We start from the raw sequence: 20,531 nt of genomic DNA, 5'->3' as shown, positions 1-20,531 counted from the left end.
CGTCTACAATAATTATTGAAGACCTTCAATTTTAGGTGAAAAATGCCATTTCCACTACAAAAAAGAGCAAATTCCTTATCGGAAAATGCTCCTTCTTCTTCAACTAACGCACCCGTTAGTTGCAAAAGTATTGTTCATAACCATAAAAGAGCCACGTGCATTAGTAAATACTAATATATGTTGCTCTTTTCATTCTGTTATTTCTCTTCAAGTTCAGCAAGATTGACTTCTTTCCAATCTTTTTCTTTGTCGCTAAGCTGTTTATCATAATAGTTTGACTCTCTTTCTCTGGCTTCTAACTTAGTTATCACCCAAGAGCTATTACGTTTCTCAATCGTTACTTTTCCATTAGTAGCATAAGCCGGAATTATAAATTGATAATTAACTTTTTTATCTCCATCGTCTTTATTGCTTTTGAAGTAGTATGTGGTGACTTTTCTTTTGTACGTATCCACTAAATGTTTTGGTACGTGTTTGGTTTTATCCTTTAGTTCTTCATTTGTCAAACTGTCTGTTAATTCACTAGCCTTTTCAAAATTTTGCTCTTGCACCCATATTGCGTGAGAGAATTTGAAGAATAAGTCTTCAGGCGTGCTCTTCTCAGAACAACCTTGTAGCATAAAAATAGAAAGTATGGAAATAAGAATAACTTTCTTGTACATCTTTTCAGCTCCTATAAATAAATAGAGATTTACACACACACACACACTTTTTTCTTCTTCCACTAACCTGCCCCGTTAGTTGAATAACGCTCTTTAATTCATTTTACCATATTAATACCAAAATCCTCTAAACCACATAATTAGTGATGCAAATTAACGTGCAGTTCACCCTACAAATTTGACTACATTTTCCTATGAAAAAGTAGTTCAATTAAGGGGTACAAATTACAATATTGTACTCCAAAACTGAACTACTTAATAACTAAAGGGGAGGGTTTTCATTTAGAGAGACATCTTAACATTCTAGCCCATTATTACTTTAGTAATAATATTTAGAATGAATTATCTTGTAAAATAGAAATTGAGCATCTACTTATCAAATATTGTATAATTAGTATGCTGGGCGGCAGAGTTAGGTTACTTCTTTTGATAATGAAATCTATCTCATGCTGAAAAGCCTATCCACAAGCAGGATAGGCTTTTATATTGTCTTCAAACTTATTCATGAAGTGTGTGTATTAACTCGAGTGCTTTATCTTTTATGTCCCATATAACTCTCTTCTTCATATTTCCTTCGTTAAACTTGCTGATCACCAAGTATACTTGCTTTGTTAATAAATCGTAATCAGGTTCAAATACTTTTTGAAAAGTATTTTGTTTGGAATGGTAAACAATCTCCTCCAACATAGTAATCAACTTTAGGGACGTTAGAGTTACTTCTAAGAAGTCTTCATCCATTGATTGTCTATATTCACCCACCACCTCTGTTAAATACTCTAATGTTTCAGCTTTACTCTCATTCATTAAAATTTCCTCCAATTAGGTTATTTCTTTTGAGCTTGTCAAATAACCTTCTGAGGACTTTTATGTTTGGTACCGAATTTGGTGCCGAAAATGGTACCATTCAATGTATCAGGTCTTTCCTTTAATATTTATTATTCAAATGATTTATTAGAAACCCACGAAAAGTAAGGGCTATTAGGTGTTTCCTATATCAAATAAAATTCTTTCCAGTCTCATTTTTACTCTAACACCGTAGAGGTATTAATATGGTGTGTGAGTCCGTTCATCCCTATTAGACAGGGCTTGTTCGGGGACGACGAGACTCCCGCGGGAAGAAGAGCCTAGGGGAGGCCCCGCAGAGAGAGTTAGCGAACGAGGAGACTTCCCAGCTCCCCGCAGGAAAGCGAGTTGTCCCCGAACAAGGCCAAGCACTCTTATGGCGACGGACCCTCTCGAAAAAAATATGAAAAAGTTGAAACCTCATCCCGCCCTTTTTCGGTATGTAATACTAAGAAACATCCAAATTTTCCAAATGATCGGTCGACTGTCAGGAAAAGGGTTGCTACAATGTTGTAAGGAAAAGTAAAAAATAGGGAGGGCTTCGATGTTACAAGGAGCAGTAATTTTTATTATTCTAGGAATATTAGGGGCGTTGTTGTTAATCGGCGGAATCGTCACCTTTGTTATTTTCCGGATTCGGTACAAAACAGCGAGTTCAAATGAGGCACTGATTGTGACTGGACCGAAACTAGGGGATCCGGAACAAGAAAAGAACGTGTTTGAGGATGATAACGGGCGATCGGTTAAGATCATCCGTGGCGGTGGGTACCGTCTTCGGATGTTCCAAACGGCAACACCGATTGATTTAACCTCATTCCAGCTTCAAGTCAATTCGGATAAAGCTTATACGAAAGAAGGTATTCCGGTACGCGTGCAGAGTACTGCTGTGATCAGTATCGGTAGTGAACTTGAGATTATGGCGAACTTCGCTGAGAAATTCCTCGGTAAGAAGCAAAATGAGCGTGAATCTGAACTGAAGGACGTATTGAACGGTCACCTTCGTTCAATTATAGCATCCCTTCCTATTGAGAAGATCTATAACGACTTTAAAGAAGTCAATACACAGGTGAAAAATATCGCAGAAGCTGACCTGAAGGGCATGGGCTTTGAGATTACGTCTTTTGCCTTAAATGATGTAGAAGATGTTGATGAAGAGAATGGTTACATCGATGCTCTGGGTCGTCCACATATTGCGGAAGTTCAGAAGAATGCGGATATGGCTGAAAGTGATGCTCGTAAAGAAACGCGTATCTATCAGGCGAAGAACGACCAGGAAGCGCAAGACGAAGAGAACCGTCGCCTAACGGCTGTTGCGGAGTCTACGAAAGAGAAAGATATTCGTGAGGCAGAGTTCCAAAAAGACACGAACAAAGCACGCGCCAATGCCGATCAAGCTGGTGAGCTAGAGAAGCAGAAGATGGCGCAACAGGTCAAGGAAGAGGAGTTAAAAGTTCAATACATTGAGAAGCAACGTGCGGTTGAACTAGAAGAAGAAGAAAACAAACGCCGTCGCTCAATTGCCGATGCGGAAGCCTATGAGTTAACGAAACGTGCTCAGGCTGAAGCGGACCAAGAGCGCATTAAAGGTGAATCAGAAGCAGAAGTCATTCGTCAACGTGGTATCGCAGAGGCCGATTCGAAAGAACGCATGGCAAAAGCGATGGAATACTACGGCGAAGCAGCGATTATGGAAATGCTGATCTCTGTATTGCCTGAATACGCTGAGAAAGTATCGGCTCCACTGTCTCAAATTAAGGACATGAAAGTGATCGACATGGGTGGCTCGAACTCTCAAGGAGGATCTTCACGCGTTGCGAATAGTGTCACCTCTACGATGCTAGGAATTCAGGAATCTTTAAAAGAAACAACAGGTATGGATTTAAAAGCGATGCTTGAAAGCTATGTATCTCGCGGAAATGTGAATAACTTTGATCTCAATCCTGACCAGCACAAGCAGGAAGCTTCTGCTACGAAGGAAAGAGAAGAAGAAACGTATGATGCAGAATCGGTAGAAGAGAATGAAGCCCCGGGCGAAACGGAAGAAGAGAATAAATAATGAGAAAAAGTTGCCTTGCTTAGGAGCGAGGCAACTTTTTTATATTTACTAAGAGTGGAAAGCACCTTAATAGATAAGTTTAGTTCAAGTGCATTGTATTTGTTAGGGTTGATCTTTGGATGGATTGTGTCGGAGGACATAGTAGCGAATGGTTAAGATATGATCCACGATGGTAGGATCCATGTGCTCCTGCTTGGCCAGCTCTTCGAGGGTATCGAGGAGATCCAAGAATTCGTCGAACGCTTCTTCTTTAGACAATAAGCGTCCTCCTCTACTAATAGACTCATACTAGTGTATGCGGCAGCAAAAAGTCCGTATGTGCAATCGCCTTTGGTGTTGGAGGAAAGGGCATAAAAAAGACTTGAACCTGTTCGGATTCAAGTCTTCTATCGTGCTCCTGATAATGATGCGAGAGTATGTTCAGCTTCTTTTCGTTGTTCTGTCTCAGTCTGCTGCAGGTGAATCGTCTGTTGAATGGTTTCAATAAATTCTCGCTGAGCTTCATGCAGTGACTGCTGGTTGTGTGGATTGGACTGCAAGCTGGACTGATACAGCCGCGCTGTCCGCCGGAAGAGCTCGTCTGTTTTTCGATTGACGTTACGCTGTGATTTGCTTGCTTCCTGTTGTTTATAGTGAGAAAGCGCAATGGAAATCTGGTGTTTCCAGATCGGTAAAGTCGTTAAAACAGAGGACTGAATGTGATCCGCTAAACGCTGATTGCCCTTTTGAATCATTCGAATTTGCGGTGCTGTCTGCATCGCAATCTGCTGACTGATCTCAAGGTCATATAAACGTTGTTCTAAGTGTTCTGTAATGGTATCAAGATCGCGAACTTTTTGATCTGTGAAATCATCAGGATTTTTGGTAAGCTCTTCTTTTAAACGAGGCAGCGTTTCCTGAAGCCACGTTGCCTTCTTCAGTTCTCCAGCAGCAAGAAGCACTCGAATATCTTCGTAATAGGATTCGTTCTGCTGATAGAGCTGTTCGAGGATTTCATTATCCTCGAGTAAGCTCTCTCTCGATCGGCGCAAGCGAACGCTTGTCTTCTCCATTTGAGCCCCTACCTTCTGGTACTTCGAGAGCGTTTCATGGATCGAGGGGGACTTAGAGAACCATTTGGCGAGAAGCCCTTTCTTTGGTGAAGAAAGCTCGTCCGGCTCCACTTTAGTCAGGTTATTTAATAACTCGTTCATGATCTGGCCGGCTGTTACCATGTTGTTTTGCTTCATTTGTCCAAGAATATCGTTGGCAAATGAGCTGATTCTCTCTTGAACGTCTTGTCCAAAATTCATGGGGCCACTTTCTAAATCGAGTTCCCTTGCGATCTGTAAAGCCTCTGGTTGCTGTGAGGAAGGGAGTTCCTGAAACTTCGCAATGTCTTTTGAGACCATTTCGACTGAAAGGTTAGTCATGGTGTTTGACCTTTTCAGGAATGGTACTCTTCTGCAGGTGAATCGAGTGTTCTGCGATTTCCCGCTCAGCGCTTAAGTCTTCAAAGTCACTAGAAAGAATCGTGGCCAGTTCTTTCTCAACGGCAAACGTCAATTTGCGAATCAGGTCTTCTGTTTCCTGTAAGGCTTTCTTCGATTCCTCATCCTTTAAGGAATGGGAAGCAAGAAATGTGTACTTTTCAGTTAACTGAACGACGGAATCAAGCTGGTAGAAGAAGAAATGATCAGCTTCATAAAAGCGTGCTGGTTCTTTCTTCACAACTTTAAGTACACGCGAGACGGAACGGTTTAGTTGTCCGATCTCCTTTAAAGCGTCAACAGAGCGAACCCCGAAGAGTGCTTTGTTGAGTCGTTTTTTCTTGGCTTGTGCTTCTTTTAAGTTCTTCATAATGTATTGGTAATCTTGTCGGGATAATTGATTGGTGGCAAGTTTCTTCCGGTTACTTAGGTACTGTAGGCCAAAATAGGTGCCGAAACCGACAATCGTGGCCCAGAAGCTTGATGAAATAAAACTCTGATCTCCTAGGAAAAAGATGAACCAGGAAATCACCATCACGTGAAAAGCCAAAACGCCAAACAGGAATTTGATTAATATAGACTTCATGTGATCGACTCCTTCAAGAGTTTCCTTGTATCTTCTATTATATGACATCTTTACGATTTTTCAGAGGGGTAGGTTTCAAAAGTTGGGGAATTTTCTCGATTTGATGGGGGAGATGGGGCCGTCACGGTAGAAAGAGGAAGAGCTGACTTGGGGACAACTCGCTTTCCTGCGGGGAGCTGGGAAGTCTCCTCGTTCGCTTACGCTCTCTGCGGGGCCTCCCCTAGGCTCCTCTTCCCGCGGGAGTCTCGCAGTCCCCCAGTCAGCTCTGCCGTAAATGTCAATCAACGGCCCTACCAAATGGTAGAATTAAAATAATACTTTCATGGCACATTGAACAAGTGACTTTTCTAGAACCGTAGGTATATTCCCGTTTTATTTCAGCTGAGAGTAAAGATGGCCTTGGGAATTAAATTACTCGATTCCCGTGGCGAGCCGGGATCTCACCTATTGCCACAGGCGGCTCACAATTTCACACGGTCTCAATCGGATGGGCTGTTTCATCTATACTTGGCAAGGGGTGGCTGGGGAACGGGGAGACTCCTACGGGAGAAAGAGGTCGACGAGACCCCGCAGGGCATGAATTTTGCCCGAGGAGGCTCGACAGCTCGCCCGTGGAAAGCGAGTCGTTCCCCAGCCACCCCAAGCATTCATCAAGCAGAACAGCCCTATAGATCAAAAAATACACTCAAAGGGCACCTTTTCAAGGTGCCCTTTGTTCATTATGCAGAGTAGGTGCTGGATTGGGATTTGTTTTTTTGTTGGTCTAGTTCTTTTTTGTCTTGCTGCAAGGCCTTGTACAACGACAACACCATAAAGATCATTATGAAGGAGAAGGGCAAGGCGGCGGTGATGAGGGCGTTTTGTAAGGCGGTTAGGCCTCCTGTGTATAAGAGAACGGCTGCGATGGTGGATTGGGATACGCCCCATGCGAATTTGACTGTTTTCGGTGGATTTAGGGATCCGTTTGTTGTTTGCATGCCGAGTACGAAGGTTGCGGAGTCAGCTGATGTGATGAAGAAGGTTGCAATCAGCATCATCGCAAGGATTGATAGGACAATGGCAAATGGGAACTGATCGAATACACCGAATAGGGCTTGTTCGTCTGGTAGTTTGGCGATATCTGCGCCGTCTTTTTGAGCTTGAATTCCTGAGATTCCGAACGTCGTCATCCATAGGAAACTGACCAGGGATGGGACGAGAAGAACGCCTGATAGAAATTCTCGTATTGTTCGTCCTTTTGATACGCGGGCAATGAAGATACCTACAAATGGTGCCCAGGCAATCCACCATGCCCAGAAGAAGACCGTCCAGTCCATAATCCATTTGCGTTCTTCATCGTTGTTCGGTGAAATTCGTAAACTTTCATCAGGAAGCTTTTGAATATAGTTACCAAGTGTATCAACAAAGGAATTGAGGATGTACATGGTCGGTCCAATAATAAGCATAGCGACAAATAATACACCGGCAATTCCCATATTTGCATTACTTAAGTACTTAATCCCTTTGCTTAGGCCCGTGTAAGCACTCAACATGAAGAGAACGGTTACAACAGCAATGATGACAAGCTGAATCCAGTATTGTTTCTCAATACCAAGAAGGTAGGTGAACCCGCCATTGATCTGAGCGGCACCAAATCCAAGTGTTGTAGCGACACCGACAATCGTTGCGAATACCGCGATGACGTCAATCGCTTTGCCAAGTGGTCCTTTCATTTTATCGCCAAAAAGTGGCTCAAGCGTCGCGCTAATGAGGCCTGGTTTTCCATGTCTGAATTTAAAGTAGGCCAGAACAAGGGCCACAACTGCATAGATCGCCCATGCGTGTACCCCGTAGTGGAAAAAGGTTGTTCTCATCGAGTCTCTGAGAGCTTCTGTTGTCCCAGGTTCTGCTGTTGGAGGTGTGGAGATGTAGTGGGAGACAGGTGATGCGGCTCCGTAGAATACGAGTCCAATCCCCATACCGGCACTAAAGAGCATGGCAAACCAAGTGGAATAGCTGTAATCAGGTTTGTCCCCAGGTTTCCCTAGCTTAATTTTGCCAAATGGACTGAAAATCATATAAAGACAAAAGACAACGAAAATGGATACGAGTAATAAATAATACCAACCAAAGTGAACGGAAATATAGTTTTTGATACTTCCTGTGATGGATTCAAAATTCTCTGGTGCCAGTACCCCCCAGAGTGAAGCGGCTAGTGTAATCGCTAATGTGATCCAGAATACGGATGTAACTTTCTTCATACATTTCTCCTTTCAACTGCTTCGATTAGATTGGGCCGGCCTGCATCTAATAATCTATACCCATAACATTCCAGTCTAAACAAAAGCTGGTTGTTTGAGATTCGGTTCTATTCGTCGTTCTTGTATCCTGATATAATGGGTTCACATCGAATTGTGACAGGAACTAGAGGAGGAGAGCGACGTGGCAATTACAGACTTTAAAGAATTAACGGAATCAGGACTCTATTTTGACGGATATGCCCTGGTCAAATCAGCTCAGGAAGCAACGACAAAGGGCGGCGTTCCTTTTTTTAATATTACGCTTTCGAAACAAGAGAAAAGTATTTCAACAAAACTTTGGGAAAATAAATTTAACAACCATGATCTTGCGCAGCTTAAGAAGGTTTTCGAGAATGGAAATGTTCTTCACATTAAAGGGAAACTGAGTGAATACCGTGAACAGCTTCAGTTAACAATTGATGAGTTTGCTTTTCCGGAGGATGGTGTGGTTCAGGTTGAGGACTATCTGGAATCGGCACCGGAACCGATTGAGAGCTTGAAACAGGAGTACGAGAATTATATTGCAAACATTGAGAGCCCGGTGCTGAAGGAGATCTGTCAGCGTCTTTATGATGAGCATCAGGACAAATTCATTACCTATCCGGCTGCGAAATCGAACCACCACTGTTTCACAGGTGGACTGTTGTATCATACGGTTTCAATGCTTCGTCTTGGAGATCATATTTCAAACCAGTATAAAGAGGTCAAGAAAGATCTTGTGATGGCTGGGATTGCGCTTCATGATATGGGGAAAGTGGTCGAGTACACGAATTATTTCGCGCCAGACTATTCGAAGGTCGGTAATTTCCTGGGACATATTACGATTATCAATATGTTCATTGACCGAAAAGTACAAGTTCTGAAAGAGGAAATGCCATGGACACGTAAGGAAGCGGATGAAGTGTATGAACTCATGCACGTCATTAACGCCCATCACGGGAAACTTGAGTATGGTAGTCCCGTTGAGAGTAAGATCTTAGAAGCAGAAGTCGTTCACCAGGTGGATATGATGGATAGTCGTATTAATATGATCACATACGGGCTTCAGGATGAGAATTTACAGGAAAACGAAGCGAAACGCATTTATCCAATGGGGATGTATTACCGTACATCTCAATCTGATTAATCTGATGTTGGTGTAGCGCCTCCTCTTTGGACGTGGTACGCTTACTAGGATACATGGAGGAGGAATACTGTGGCTAAAAAAGCACCAACACCAAGAAAGAAAAAAGGACCTCTCTTTACGTTTGATGTTCAGGAAACGACTGAATTATTTCCGTTTTTAATGGATTCGATAAAGAATAAGAGCCGAAATTCAATAAAATCGTTCATGACTCGCGGCCAGGTGGTTGTGGATGATGAACCGGTCACCAAGCACAATGCGGTTGTGAAGAAGGGACAAACGGTGAAAGTATTGAAGACACCTGCCCCTTCTAAGGTTACGTTTAACGGACTAAAGATTTTGCATGAAGATGATGACATTATTGTGATTGATAAGGATTCTGGTTTATTGTCAATGGCTTCTGATAAGGAAAAGGAAGCAACGGCTTATAAGCAGCTAACGGAGCACGTGAAGCGTCAGCAGCTAAAGAATCGTGTCTTTATCGTGCATCGCCTCGACCGTGACACCTCAGGCGTAATGCTATACGCCAAGAACGAAAAAGCCAAAATGAAGCTTCAGGATCATTGGAAAGAGATGGTCAAGGAGCGTACCTATGTGGCTTTAGTAGAAGGATATGTGAAAAAGCCTGAGGGCAAGATTGAGTCCTGGTTGAAGGAAACGAAAACGTTCCGGATGTATTCAAGTCAACGTAAAGACGACGGGAAACATGCGGTTACCCATTATAAGAAGTTAAAGGGCAATAAGTATTTATCTTTAATGGAGCTTGAGCTTGAAACAGGGCGCAAGAATCAGATTCGTGTTCATATGCAGGACCTCGGTCATCCGATTGTTGGAGACAAGAAGTACGGAGCTTCAAAGAATCCGATCGGACGCCTTGGTTTACATGCGAAAGCGATCGTGTTTGAACACCCGACATCAGGAAAAGTATTGAAATTTGAAACGAAAATCCCGCAAGCTTTTCAGAAAGCTTTGCAGAAATAAAAAAGCAGGAAGCGAGTTCACTATGGAACTCGCTTCCTGCTTTTTGTTTATGTTTATTTGAAGACACGTTTTATGACTTTGCGAACCCCTTTCTCAGCTGCGCGATGTTTCAACCGTTGACCTCCACGTCCTTGCTTCACGGCGCTCGCATCGTTCTTTAAACGAGTAGCTTTATATGCCTTCGATAACAGTCCCATTTGATCAACAACTCCTTTTATTTATCAAATTATTTGTTCCTAATCAGTTCCCCCTCACCAACCTCTGTCAAACCTCAATCTCCAACCCGGTTTAGTGCATTAAAGAGCAAACGCGTGTCAGACACGCTTCTCTCCTTTAACGCAAAGAAGGGTGTCAGACACGCTTCACTTCACTAAAGGGGATTCCAATAAAATGGAGATTGACTTTTAGGGGGGAGGGTGTATAAAATATAGTGTTGTAGTAGTGATTATATGATTGGTTTCATTGTAGCCTAATTTTATATCCTGCAAATATAAATAGAGGTGGAATTAAGATGGAAAAACAAAATTATCAAGTATTGCTGTATTACAAATATGTTCAGATTGATGATCCGGAACAAGTAGCGAGCGAGCACTTAGAGTATTGTAAAGAGCTTGGCTTAAAAGGGCGTATCTTGATTGCTGGTGAAGGCATTAACGGTACAGTTTCTGGTACGATCGAACAAACGGAAAAGTATATGGAAGATATGAAGAATCATCCATTATTTGAAGGAACGACATTTAAGATCGATGCAGCTGATGGCCATGCATTCAAGAAGATGCACTGCCGCGCGCGTCCTGAACTTGTTACCCTTCGTTTAGAAGATGACATTAACCCACATGATTTAACCGGCGAGTATTTGGAGCCGAAAGAATTCTATAAACGTATGCAAGAAGAAAATACAATCGTAATCGACGCTCGTAACGATTACGAGTACGACTTAGGGCACTTCCGTAATGCGGTTCGCCCGGATATCGAAACGTTCCGTGAGCTTCCGGACTGGGTGCGCGAGAACAAAGAAATGCTTGAAGGTAAGCAAATCCTAACGTACTGCACGGGCGGTATTCGCTGTGAGAAGTTCTCTGGTTGGTTGAAGCGTGAAGGCTTCGACAATGTAGGACAACTTCACGGTGGTATTGCAACGTACGGAAAAGACCCTGAAGTACAAGGCCAGCTTTGGGACGGTCAAATGTACGTATTCGATGAGCGCATCAGTGTTCCAATCAACCAGGTTGAACACAACATCGTCGGAAAAGATTATTTTGACGGTGAACCATGTGAACGCTATGTAAATTGTGCGAACCCTGAGTGTAATAAACAAATTATTACGTCAGAAGAAAATGAGCATAAATATGTTCGTGGCTGTAGCCCTGAGTGCCGTTCGCACCACCGTAACCGCTATGTAGTCGAGCAAGGCTTAACAGAAGAGCAGTGGAACGAACGCCTTCAGGCTTTAGGTGAAGGGAAAACACAAGCATCGTAATGGATATGTGGAGCTATCATACATTTTGTATGATAGCTTTTTTTATGCCCCTTTTCGACACAATCTCCTATATAATAGGAGTAGAGTATAAAAAAGGAGGCAGTTATGCAGCATTTTATCAAGAAAGTTATGGTAGCAATTATTTTTCTAGGGGCGATTGGAACCACTCAAGTGGTGGAGGCGGCGATCGTCGATACGAACAGCACGTATACCTATGAATCTATGAAAAAGGATTTACAGGAACTAGACGAGGCATATGGGGATTTGATCGAATTGTACACGATCGGCCAATCCGCATATGGGAGAGATTTGATTCTTGTCCGCTTAGGAAATGGAGATGCGGATACGTTTTATAACGGTTCTCACCATGCGAGAGAGTGGTTAACGACCATCTTAAATATGAAGATGATCGAAGAATATGGGAATGCGGCTTATACCAACAGCAGGATGTCTGGCTATAACGTCAAAGACCTTTTAGAAGAGACGACCCTTTGGTTTATTCCGATGGTGAATCCAGACGGGGTGACCCTACAGCAAAAGGGGCTTAACGCTTTCCCAAAAGAAATCCATAGCTCTTTAATTTCGATGAACAATGGCAGTTCAAACTTTGATAGATGGAAAGCCAATGCTCAGGGGATCGACCTGAACAGACAATATCCTTCAGGTTGGGCAGAGGTAAAAGCGACAAGTCCTAGCTGGAAGAATTATAAAGGAAAATATCCCTTCCAGGCTCCAGAAGCAAAAGTGATGCGTGACATTACATACTTGTTAGAACCTGATCTTTCTCTTGCTTATCATACGTCCGGAAGAATTTTATATTGGAATTTTAACGTAGAACAAGTTGACTTGGCCCGTGATCGTTCTATCGCAGAAACGTACGCTTATCTTAGCGGATATCGGATGGTTCCGACCTATTCAGGTGCCGGATATACGGATTGGATCAATGAGGTCTTTAACCGACCGAGCTTAACGCCTGAGTTGGCCCTTTTCGCAGGAGAGAAACATGTGAATCCTGTGACATTCCCTGAAACGTGGAGACGGAATAAAGGAGCCGGTTTAGCGATGGCGGAGGAATCGATTGCTTTATCTTCAGGTGAATCCGTAGGTGAACAGCCGGTTGTATGGGGAGATAAGGCTTTAGAAGCTGCGATTCGTCCCCCAGGAAAAGGCGATGATTTGTATAAAAAAGCGCTTCGTGTGAAAGAGGATTTCGAGTTAACGCAGGAACAGACGGTTGAACTATACAGCTGGTATCAGCAATGTGAAACGTGCTCGATTAAAGATAGAGAGCTAGAGGAAGTATTTGATTCTCTGAATCATTTTGAAGAAATCCCTGAGAAAAAAAGCGTAAACACCGATAAATCGTGGACGATTACGCTCAATACAAAAATTGATCCTGACAGTGTAAACAGGGACAACGTGTATATCCAAGGGGAATATGGGAGCACTGTGAGTGTAGATTCAGTTGAAGTCGCAGGGGAGAAGATTACGATTTCTCCTTTGCCTGGAAGTTATGAAAGAGGACAAACCTATACGATGTATATCAAAGATCTTGCCTCCATCTATGGGAAAAAGATGGAGAAGCCTGTTGAGATGACGTTTACGATTCAATAGACAGAACGCCGTGCTGGTATGAACCGCACGGCGTTTTTGTGTGAGAGGATACAGAAAAACCTCTTCCCAAAAGGGAAGAGGTTATAATATCGAGATTATGTAGCCGTCCCGCTCTGCCGTCTTTCTGTTGCCTCAAAACCCGCGTAGGCAGGTGGGTTCTCGCATCATACCATTCAACGTCCCAACTTAATGGGCTTGTTGGCAAGTATGAAATGTAAAGATCCCTGAGTTAATGCATCGGTTTGAGACATACTGAAATGACGTACATGGCAGGGCCGGCTCCCTCGTTTGAACGAGGGGATCAATTTGTATTCTCTATATTACACCGGAACGGATTAGATTTCAAGGGGGTTGCTTATAATTTATTAAGCAGCTTTAGCGCAGTGAAGAATCGAAGGGTGTCAGACACGCTTCAGTACAGTAGTGCAAAGAAGGCTGTTTAACACGTTAGAAAATAATTATATAAAAATAATTAAATTTTCCTTTTAATGTGAATGGATTCGGGGTAGAAGGGTTAGGAATACGTTTACATAGGAGGGTAAATATGAACCGGAGAAAGTTAATTGATTATAGTATTTTTGTTCCTTCGTTACTGGTCATTATTGCGATCAGTATTCCGTTCGCGCTATATGAACAGGAGTCTCTAAGCATGCTTAATGGAATCTTTTCCTTTATTGTGGACATGTTTAGCTGGGGGTATCTTTGGTATGGGATTCTTTTAGTTGTAGCAGGCCTTTACTTTTCGTTTTCGAAATATGGACAGGTCGTATTAGGGGACCCGAAAGAGAAACCGAGGTTTACATTATTTGAGTATGCTTCGATTCTTATTGCGATGGGAGTTGGCTCCACAATTATGCGAACGGGGATGCTGCAGTGGACCTCTGTAGCGAACGACCCGCCAGCAGGTGTAGAGGCTGGTTCCGCTCAAGCGATCCTTTGGGGAAATGCGTATAGCATGTTCTTGTGGGGATTTCAGGTCTTTGCGATCTTCGTCATGATTGCTCCTGCGATGGGGTACATATTGCATGTAAAAAAACGCCCGCTAATGCGAATCTCTGAAGCGTGCCGCGTTCTGTTTGGGGACCGGTTTACGGATGGGTTTGGTGGAAAGGTGCTTGATGCCCTTTTCTTAATAAGTATCCTTGCTGGTGCGTCCGTGACACTAGGCCTTGGCGCACCGATTATCACTTACAACCTATCGGCATTATTTGATATAAATGTGACCTTTGGATTAACCATTATCGTTACAATTGTATGGGTGTTCTTATTTTCACTTAGTGCCTACTTAGGTATTGAAAAAGGGATCAAACGTTTAAGCACATTCAATATGTATTTAGCAGGAATTTTTGCGATCTTTATCATTGTGGCAGGCCCTGGTGTCTTTATCCTTAACTACTTTTCTGATAGCCTGTCATTCTTACTCTCTAATTATCTTAATATATCTTTAAACACCGATTCGGTTCACCAGGGAGAGGCCTCACACATCCAGAGTAATACAGTCTTCTGGTTTGCTTACAGTGCCACCTGGGCCATGCTCCATAGCGTTTTTGCTGCTAAGATCTCGAAGGGTCGAACGATAAAAGAGATGATCTTAACCTACTTATTAGCACCGACGCTTATTTCGTGGATCGCTACCGGCGTACTTGGAGGCCTTGGTGTTCACCGCTACTTAAAAGAAAACATGGAAGTTCTGAATCTTGTAAAAGAAGAAGAACGAATGGCTGCCATTCCAGAGATTCTATCAACCCTTCCATTCGGAGAAGTAGCCATCGCGATCTTCATGGTGGTAGCGCTCGTCTTCTTAACCACGACGCTCGACTCGACAACGTACACCGTCGCTGCTTACACGAGCACACGGGATATGAGTAAATATGAACCACCGAAAAACTTACGCATCATCATCGCAGCAGTCATCACGATTCTAGCACTCGTTCTTATGCGAATCGGCGGTCTTGCCCCACTCGAAGTCGTTTCCGGCTTAATGGGACTCCCTGTCATTATCATTCAGTTTATCTTGATTTACGCAGCCAAAAAAATGATCGACGAAGACAAAGCCTATTCCTATAACATCCGCTCTTCATAAACCAGAACCCAGGTGACCTCACCTGGGTTCTTTCTTATTAATAGGGTGAGTTAAAATTTAGAGGAGGGGGACTGCGATCTGCTCGAAGAGAAAGCGAGTGTTTCCGTTAGCTTTAGTTGAGTGTAAGGCTGGCCTGGAAACCACTCGCTTTCCTGTGGGGAGCGGGTGAGCCTCCTCAGCCGGCTCTGCCGGCCTCCGGGGTCTCACCTAGGCTCTTCTGCCCACGGGAGTCTCGCAGTTTCCAGGCCAGCCCTATCCAAATTATGATGAACGGAAACGCTCCATTTATAGAGGAATGGGATTTCCTATTCTATAATAGGCTGGTCCGTATACCCTCTTTACGCCAGGGCTTGATCGGGAATGGTGAGACTCCCACGGGGTAAGTAGCCTATCCAGTTCTGGCATGGAGGACCTAGCGTGATAAGTCATCTTTTTTACAAAGGCTAACCGCCTTTTCCAAAAAGCTGTCTTATCCGTATGGCCCTGAGCACCATGCCTGCACCTTTAAACTAGGGGAGACCCCGCAGAGAGCGCACGCGAACGAGGAGGCTTCCCAGCTCGCCGCGGAAAGCGAGTGATTTCCCGAACCACCTTCCCCCGAATGAAAGCTAACGGAAACACTCCCTCAAAGCTCTTTCACAAAAGATAAGACTTTTTCATCACAAAAAACTTTCGACAAACTAAATCGAATGAACTCGTAAAATAGTACTTTTTTTCGAAACACAATTGTAATGTAAGCGTTACCTTATTCTAGTTCAATAAAGCTTCTATAGTTGGGAAACACGGTTGGAACAGCTTCTTTACAATAGACTAGGAACATTTGCCCTGAGGGGATGTCCTGTTACTTTAATACCTATTCAACCGTTCGACAGATGTGGTACTCTATTTTTGAATTTTAAGAATATGAAATTAGGATCAATGAGTTCCTTTTTTAATGAAAGGAAACGATTGAAATGGACGAATTAAGGGATGAGGAGATTGGAGAGCGGATGCTTGAAGCACTTCAAAAAGAGAGTAAAGATGACTCTTTTATGGAGCTACTACATACGTTTGTCCAGTCTAAACAACAAGAAGGATTCTCTTTTGCAAAAATGGTGTATCTTCATTATCTTCTCTTTGGCGGGAAGGATCGATCCGTTGTTCTTCAAGGAGCCGCTGGAATGGAAGCGTTTATCCTCGGTCTGGATATACTAGATGATCTTGAGGATCAGGACGGATCAGAGCGTGACTGGATGGAGCAACAAGCTCTTTCGATGAACGGATCGACAGGCCTAATACTTGCAGCTGTTAAGATGGTGGGAGAGGTTGATTCGACGGGACAAGCGGTTGCGCAACTATCTCAATTCGGAATCGGTGCTGTGACAGGACAACACCATGATCTCTTAGGTGACCTTCAGTCGGAAGAGGCTTACATTCAGATGGTGGAGAGAAAATCGGGATCGCTGATGGCACTAGCGTGTCAGCTCGGTACCATTCTGGCTAAAGGAGAGTATGACTCCAGGGTTAAGGGTTACGGAGTAGAGTTTGGATGTACGGCGCAGCTTGCCAATGATCTAGAAGATGCGCTTCGTCTTGACCAGACGAACGATATTTTGCATAAGAAGAGAACGCTGCCTGTCCTAAAGTTACTGGAAGAAGAGGGGCCTTTTTCAGATCGGCTTCGTCAGTATTATGAAGGAGCGATCGGGCAGGATGAATTCCTTAAGAGGAAACAGGAAACCTTCCAATTTGTCTCTCAATCTACGGCACTCACCTATTCAAGGGTCAAGAAGCGTGTCTGGCAGTTAAGTGCGATTGACGGGGTGAAAAAAGTAGATGGGGACGAAGCGGTGAAAGCCCGGCTCGTTGCGTTTATGGAAAGAATTTAGGTATACCTCATGAGGAAGGCTTCATGAGTTCTAATAAACTATAGCGGAATTATAGGAGGAATGTGTGATGTTACAATCTGTAGTGGAAAAATTAATGGGGAACCAGAGTCTTTTACAGCAGTGGAAAGAAGGACAGGTTCAGTTTGACGGACTTACAAAGACAGAGGAACTGGCTCTAGCGGATGTGTTTAGTGAAAACACAGGCGAAGTGATGAAAATGTCATTTTGGAAGTAATCTTCATAATCGATTTTGTAGATGGAATAGCCAGAGCTGATCTGGCTATTTTTTCTCGTTAAAAAGGTGGGTCTTTAGCCGTGCAACATCAGCAGAAACGCTCCAATATATTAGTAGGGGCAGCGATTTTGGCCATTGCGTTTTATCTGTCCTATGTAACCATTACAGAGCCTTATGTGGGGCTTAATGTAAAAAAAGAGGGTGATCAGTGGGTAGTAACTAACGTGGATCCTATTGGTTGGGCAAGTGAGGAAGGGATTGAAAAAGGGGACGAAATACAATTCCTCAATGGTCTGCCTCCTGGGGCACACCGGTCGATTCGAAAATTTGGTGTCATTGATAGCTTTGATTATATTACAGTTAAACATCAAGTAGGTGACAATGAAACGTACTTTGCGGAAGAAAAGATCCTATCGAGTACGTTGCTCTATCATACGGTTATACCGGCTCTTGTATTTATTGTTCTTTTTACGTTTAGTGCATTTATCTATATGAAAAAAAGGGATGACCCCGCGGCTGTCATGTTCTCAGCGTTTCTACTCGTTGTTGGGTACGGTTATATTAGCGCCGGAGCATCTGCCAGGACGGATGATTTTGCCCGCTTTATTAATGGATTGTCGCTGTTACTCGTGCCAGCGATTTTTCTCCATTTTCTAAGCAATTATTTTAGGCGGTATTCGATTAAGCTGGTCAGTCGAAGGATGCTTATTTCCCTATATACCTTGACGATCTTGATTGTCATGATTGATACATATACCATCTTCGTCCCGTTAGGTGACTTGTATTCTTTTGTGAGGCAGCTTCAATTGTTTGGGTTTTCGTTTGGAATTTTTCTATGTTTATATGTCTTAGTGAGTCGATATATTAGTTACCGCAAGACCACGCATAAAGCTGTCTTTCAAAATATGATTTTCGGTCTAGTGATATCGTTTTTGCCTTTTATTCTGTTAACGGCTATGCCGAGTGGGATTATAGGGATTGATATTATACCGGCTTCTATTACATCGGTTTTCTTGTTATTTTTACCGTTATTTTTCTTATATCTGATCTTATCGAATCGATTATTTGATATTGACTTTATTAATAGTCGCATCCGTTACTATTCCTTCTTGTCTCTCGTATTTACTGTGATGGTTCTCGGAATTTTAGTGATCGCGACGTCATTTACGATTGTTCAGTGGATTCGACTTGCAATTTTGCTCTATGTTTTATTCGGACTATTGTTTTACCTAGAAGATAAATTACACATCCGTCCGAAGCTATTCGGAGAGAAGTTCAATTACCAGGTCAGCCTTGATCGCTTCTCGAAGGATCTGTCGAAGTTACTAAACAGAGACGAACTCGATGATCGGCTGCTTGAGGAAGTGAAGTCGGTCTTGCCTGTTGAGCGTGTTTCTCTTGTGGAGTACCGCAAAGATACGTGGGATGTGAAAGAAATTAAGGGGGATGAGAATATCTCCGTCATAGCCCTCAGGGAGAATGTGGATAAGCGTATCCGTATGAAGGCTCCGGGGGATTACGTGAAGATTTATCAGGGCATGTGTTTTCTTGTAAGTGAGAGCAATGATGCGCTTCACTTGTTATGGGTGGATCAGAAAGTGAACCATACACCATTTAATGAGGATGAGCGGGCTTGGCTTCAGACGCTTGCTCACTATACGAGTATTGTGTATGAGAACTTCCAGCTTATTGAAGGAGTAACAGAGGAACTGAAGCGGTCGATGTATCAAAACACGGACGCGCCACTCTGGCTTTCTCGTTTACTATTTAATTTATCGGAGAAAGAACGGGCGCGCCTTGCGTCTGATCTTCATGATGAAGCCCTTCAGGAGCAACTCGTCTGGTACCGGAAGATCGAAGCGATGGTAGAGGATGAGAAGATGCCTGATCATTTTGAAGAGGAGTTGTTTGAGGTCAAGGAGGGCTTGCTTGGCGTTGTTCAGCAAATCCGGGAGACGTGTACGTTCCTGCGCCCTCCGTTCTTACGGGAAACAGGGATTGTAGAAGCGTTGAATCAGCTTATGGATTATTACCGGATGAGGTCTGATTACCAGGTTGATTTCGATGCTGAAACGTTTAAAGCAACACTCGATCATGAGCATTCGCTCGCGATTTACCGGGTTGTTCAGGAACTATTGAATAACGCAACGAAGCACTCTGGTGCTAGTTGTGTAGAGTTTGAGTTAAAGAGTAGTCAGGGCATGATTGTGCTGAATTATAAAGATGATGGCGTCGGATTGCCAGATCAACAAACCCAAGACCTATCAAAAGGGATGGGACTTGCAGGAATCAAGCAGCGTGTCAAAAGTTTAGAGGGACACGTGGAGTTTCTATCCTCTGAAGAAGGTGGATTAGAGCTATCGTTGGCTCTCTTTATGAAGTAAATCGTAATAGGTTATGAAATAGAAGAAGTGTACACATTTTAGTTTAACTTGTTGGGAGCTGGAAACATGATTCATATTTTACTAGTAGATGACCATCCTTCTGTTGGGGAAGGAACGAAAGTCATGATTGAGAAAGAAGAAGATATGAAGGTAACCATTGTGGATGCGGCAGGAAAAGCGCTTCCCCTTGTGGAGGAACAGGAATTTGATGTGATGTTATTTGATCTTAGGATGCGAGGCATGAACGGTATTGAACTCGTCAAAGAAGTACGTGCTCTTGGGAAAGAAGCACCGATCTTAATTTATACCGGTTATGACATTGGTCCTTATTTCAATACGCTTATTGAGGCGGGGGCTTCTGGATTTATTAATAAAACCGAACCCCGGGATCAGCTCATTCTTTCAATTCGCTCGGTTTTAAAAGGGAAAGTTATTCTCCCAATTGGATTGTTCAAACAGCTCCGCCGTATGGAAGTCCAGGTGGAGCAGCAAGTGGTGAAAGAAGAACAGGAAGAGCAACCAGAAGAGGAGATTCAGGAAGATGTATCGATTAACTCGAAGGAACAAAAGATTCTGATTGAAGTCGCCAGAGGCAAAAGTAACCGAGAAATTGCCAGTATCTATTATAAAAGTCAGCGAACCATCGAGTACAATCTCACCGAAATATTCAAGAAGCTTCAAGTGAAATCAAGAGCAGAAGCCGTCCTGAAATCAAAGCAGCTCGGCATCATATCAGACGAAGATCTCATCGAATAAACAAGAGGGACAGGCCACATTGCACGAGTCATGCTCGCGCCATTTCGGGCCTGTCCCTCTTTTATGCGGTAAAGCAAAGCAGCGTGCCAGACACGCGTCTATGCGGTAAAGC

17 protein-coding genes and 1 other RNA gene are annotated in these 20,531 nt (G+C 43.2%); 10 read left to right on the top strand and 8 right to left on the bottom strand.

The features are described from left to right. Nucleotides 1-197: 197 nt before the first annotated feature. Together LQ226_RS11265 and LQ226_RS11260 are read right to left on the bottom strand one after the other, a co-directional pair. On the bottom strand, nt 198-725 hold the full coding sequence (locus tag LQ226_RS11265) for a hypothetical protein (RefSeq protein ID WP_231418009.1): 528 nt from the start codon (nt 723-725) through the stop codon (nt 198-200). A 435-nt stretch (nt 726-1,160) separates the two neighbouring features. Then, a complete protein-coding gene (locus tag LQ226_RS11260) occupies nt 1,161-1,466 on the bottom strand; it encodes a hypothetical protein (RefSeq protein ID WP_231418008.1) in 306 nt (101 codons plus the stop codon). A gap of 583 nt (nt 1,467-2,049) precedes the next feature. Here LQ226_RS11260 and LQ226_RS11255 point away from each other — a divergent pair. Beyond that, on the top strand, nt 2,050-3,561 hold the full coding sequence (locus LQ226_RS11255) for a flotillin family protein (protein ID WP_231418007.1): 1,512 nt from the start codon (nt 2,050-2,052) through the stop codon (nt 3,559-3,561). Nucleotides 3,562-3,663: 102 nt separating this feature from the next. Here LQ226_RS11255 and LQ226_RS11250 read toward each other — a convergent pair whose 3' ends face one another. The 4 genes from LQ226_RS11250 to LQ226_RS11235 form a co-directional block, all read right to left on the bottom strand. Continuing rightward, nucleotides 3,664-3,819, bottom strand: coding sequence for a hypothetical protein (locus LQ226_RS11250; protein WP_231418006.1), 156 nt, complete (start codon nt 3,817-3,819; stop codon nt 3,664-3,666). Between the two features lie 128 nt (nt 3,820-3,947). Beyond that, on the bottom strand, nt 3,948-4,973 hold the full coding sequence (locus LQ226_RS11245; RefSeq protein ID WP_231418005.1) for a toxic anion resistance protein: 1,026 nt from the start codon (nt 4,971-4,973) through the stop codon (nt 3,948-3,950). Then, on the bottom strand, nt 4,966-5,616 hold the full coding sequence (locus LQ226_RS11240) for a 5-bromo-4-chloroindolyl phosphate hydrolysis family protein (protein ID WP_231418004.1): 651 nt from the start codon (nt 5,614-5,616) through the stop codon (nt 4,966-4,968). Before LQ226_RS11240 ends, LQ226_RS11245 begins: the two co-directional genes overlap by 8 nt. A gap of 719 nt (nt 5,617-6,335) precedes the next feature. Further along, nucleotides 6,336-7,856 carry a glycine betaine uptake BCCT transporter gene (locus tag LQ226_RS11235; RefSeq protein WP_231418003.1) on the bottom strand — a complete coding sequence of 507 codons (1,521 nt, stop codon included), beginning with the start codon at nt 7,854-7,856 and terminating at the stop codon, nt 6,336-6,338. A 181-nt stretch (nt 7,857-8,037) separates the two neighbouring features. Between LQ226_RS11235 and LQ226_RS21170 the strand changes: the two genes are divergently transcribed. Continuing rightward, nucleotides 8,038-9,021 carry a 3'-5' exoribonuclease YhaM family protein gene (locus LQ226_RS21170; protein ID WP_231418002.1) on the top strand — a complete coding sequence of 328 codons (984 nt, stop codon included), beginning with the start codon at nt 8,038-8,040 and terminating at the stop codon, nt 9,019-9,021. 69 nt (nt 9,022-9,090) lie between these two features. Further along, complete coding sequence (locus LQ226_RS11225) at nt 9,091-9,999, top strand: RluA family pseudouridine synthase (RefSeq protein ID WP_231418001.1); 909 nt, start codon at nt 9,091-9,093, stop codon at nt 9,997-9,999. Between the two features lie 53 nt (nt 10,000-10,052). On the opposite strand, the gene LQ226_RS11220 is transcribed toward LQ226_RS11225, so the two are convergent. Further along, nucleotides 10,053-10,196: a hypothetical protein gene (locus tag LQ226_RS11220; RefSeq protein WP_231418000.1), complete on the bottom strand. Its 144-nt coding sequence runs from the start codon at nt 10,194-10,196 to the stop codon at nt 10,053-10,055. Between the two features lie 314 nt (nt 10,197-10,510). Here LQ226_RS11220 and trhO point away from each other — a divergent pair, with 314 nt between their 5' ends. After that, nucleotides 10,511-11,479 carry an oxygen-dependent tRNA uridine(34) hydroxylase TrhO gene (gene trhO / locus LQ226_RS11215; RefSeq protein ID WP_231417999.1) on the top strand — a complete coding sequence of 323 codons (969 nt, stop codon included), beginning with the start codon at nt 10,511-10,513 and terminating at the stop codon, nt 11,477-11,479. Between the two features lie 105 nt (nt 11,480-11,584). Beyond that, nucleotides 11,585-13,093: a M14 family zinc carboxypeptidase gene (locus LQ226_RS11210; protein ID WP_231417998.1), complete on the top strand. Its 1,509-nt coding sequence runs from the start codon at nt 11,585-11,587 to the stop codon at nt 13,091-13,093. Nucleotides 13,094-13,194: 101 nt separating this feature from the next. Here LQ226_RS11210 and ssrS read toward each other — a convergent pair. After that, nucleotides 13,195-13,372, bottom strand: a non-coding RNA gene (gene ssrS / locus LQ226_RS11205) — 6S RNA. Between the two features lie 265 nt (nt 13,373-13,637). Between ssrS and LQ226_RS11200 the strand changes: the two genes are divergently transcribed. The 5 genes from LQ226_RS11200 to LQ226_RS11180 all read left to right on the top strand — a co-directional run bounded on the left by LQ226_RS11200 (nt 13,638) and on the right by LQ226_RS11180 (nt 20,419). Then, a complete protein-coding gene (locus LQ226_RS11200) occupies nt 13,638-15,176 on the top strand; it encodes a BCCT family transporter (protein WP_231417997.1) in 1,539 nt (512 codons plus the stop codon). A 953-nt stretch (nt 15,177-16,129) separates the two neighbouring features. Next, complete coding sequence (locus tag LQ226_RS11195; RefSeq protein ID WP_231417996.1) at nt 16,130-17,044, top strand: polyprenyl synthetase family protein; 915 nt, start codon at nt 16,130-16,132, stop codon at nt 17,042-17,044. A gap of 67 nt (nt 17,045-17,111) precedes the next feature. Continuing rightward, nucleotides 17,112-17,279, top strand: a complete 168-nt coding sequence (gene comX / locus LQ226_RS11190; RefSeq protein ID WP_231417995.1) for a competence pheromone ComX — start codon at nt 17,112-17,114, stop codon at nt 17,277-17,279. Nucleotides 17,280-17,359: 80 nt separating this feature from the next. Further along, on the top strand, nt 17,360-19,663 hold the full coding sequence (locus LQ226_RS21165) for a sensor histidine kinase (RefSeq protein WP_231417994.1): 2,304 nt from the start codon (nt 17,360-17,362) through the stop codon (nt 19,661-19,663). A 66-nt stretch (nt 19,664-19,729) separates the two neighbouring features. Next, entirely contained in the window at nt 19,730-20,419 is a 690-nt protein-coding gene (locus tag LQ226_RS11180) for a response regulator transcription factor (protein ID WP_231417993.1), read from the top strand. Nucleotides 20,420-20,531: the final 112 nt, after the last annotated feature.

Origin of the sequence: Pontibacillus sp. HN14, assembly GCF_021129245.1 — a bacterium.
GTDB lineage: Bacteria > Bacillota > Bacilli > Bacillales > BH030062 > Pontibacillus.
This window is presented reverse-complemented; position numbering and strand designations above follow the sequence as displayed.

What these genes read in the sequence shown, in the direction of transcription:
- LQ226_RS11260 (WP_231418008.1), bottom strand. Translation starts at nt 1,466, where the DNA reads ATGAATGAGAGTAAAGCTGAAACATTAGAGTATTTAACAGAGGTGGTG.
- LQ226_RS11255 (WP_231418007.1), top strand. Translation starts at nt 2,050, where the DNA reads ATGTTACAAGGAGCAGTAATTTTTATTATTCTAGGAATATTAGGGGCG.
- LQ226_RS11245 (WP_231418005.1), bottom strand. Translation starts at nt 4,973, where the DNA reads ATGACTAACCTTTCAGTCGAAATGGTCTCAAAAGACATTGCGAAGTTT.
- LQ226_RS11240 (WP_231418004.1), bottom strand. Translation starts at nt 5,616, where the DNA reads ATGAAGTCTATATTAATCAAATTCCTGTTTGGCGTTTTGGCTTTTCAC.
- LQ226_RS11235 (WP_231418003.1), bottom strand. Translation starts at nt 7,856, where the DNA reads ATGAAGAAAGTTACATCCGTATTCTGGATCACATTAGCGATTACACTA.
- LQ226_RS11220 (WP_231418000.1), bottom strand. Translation starts at nt 10,196, where the DNA reads ATGGGACTGTTATCGAAGGCATATAAAGCTACTCGTTTAAAGAACGAT.
- trhO (WP_231417999.1), top strand. Translation starts at nt 10,511, where the DNA reads ATGGAAAAACAAAATTATCAAGTATTGCTGTATTACAAATATGTTCAG.
- LQ226_RS11210 (WP_231417998.1), top strand. Translation starts at nt 11,585, where the DNA reads ATGCAGCATTTTATCAAGAAAGTTATGGTAGCAATTATTTTTCTAGGG.
- LQ226_RS11200 (WP_231417997.1), top strand. Translation starts at nt 13,638, where the DNA reads ATGAACCGGAGAAAGTTAATTGATTATAGTATTTTTGTTCCTTCGTTA.
- LQ226_RS11195 (WP_231417996.1), top strand. Translation starts at nt 16,130, where the DNA reads ATGGACGAATTAAGGGATGAGGAGATTGGAGAGCGGATGCTTGAAGCA.
- comX (WP_231417995.1), top strand. Translation starts at nt 17,112, where the DNA reads ATGTTACAATCTGTAGTGGAAAAATTAATGGGGAACCAGAGTCTTTTA.
- LQ226_RS11180 (WP_231417993.1), top strand. Translation starts at nt 19,730, where the DNA reads ATGATTCATATTTTACTAGTAGATGACCATCCTTCTGTTGGGGAAGGA.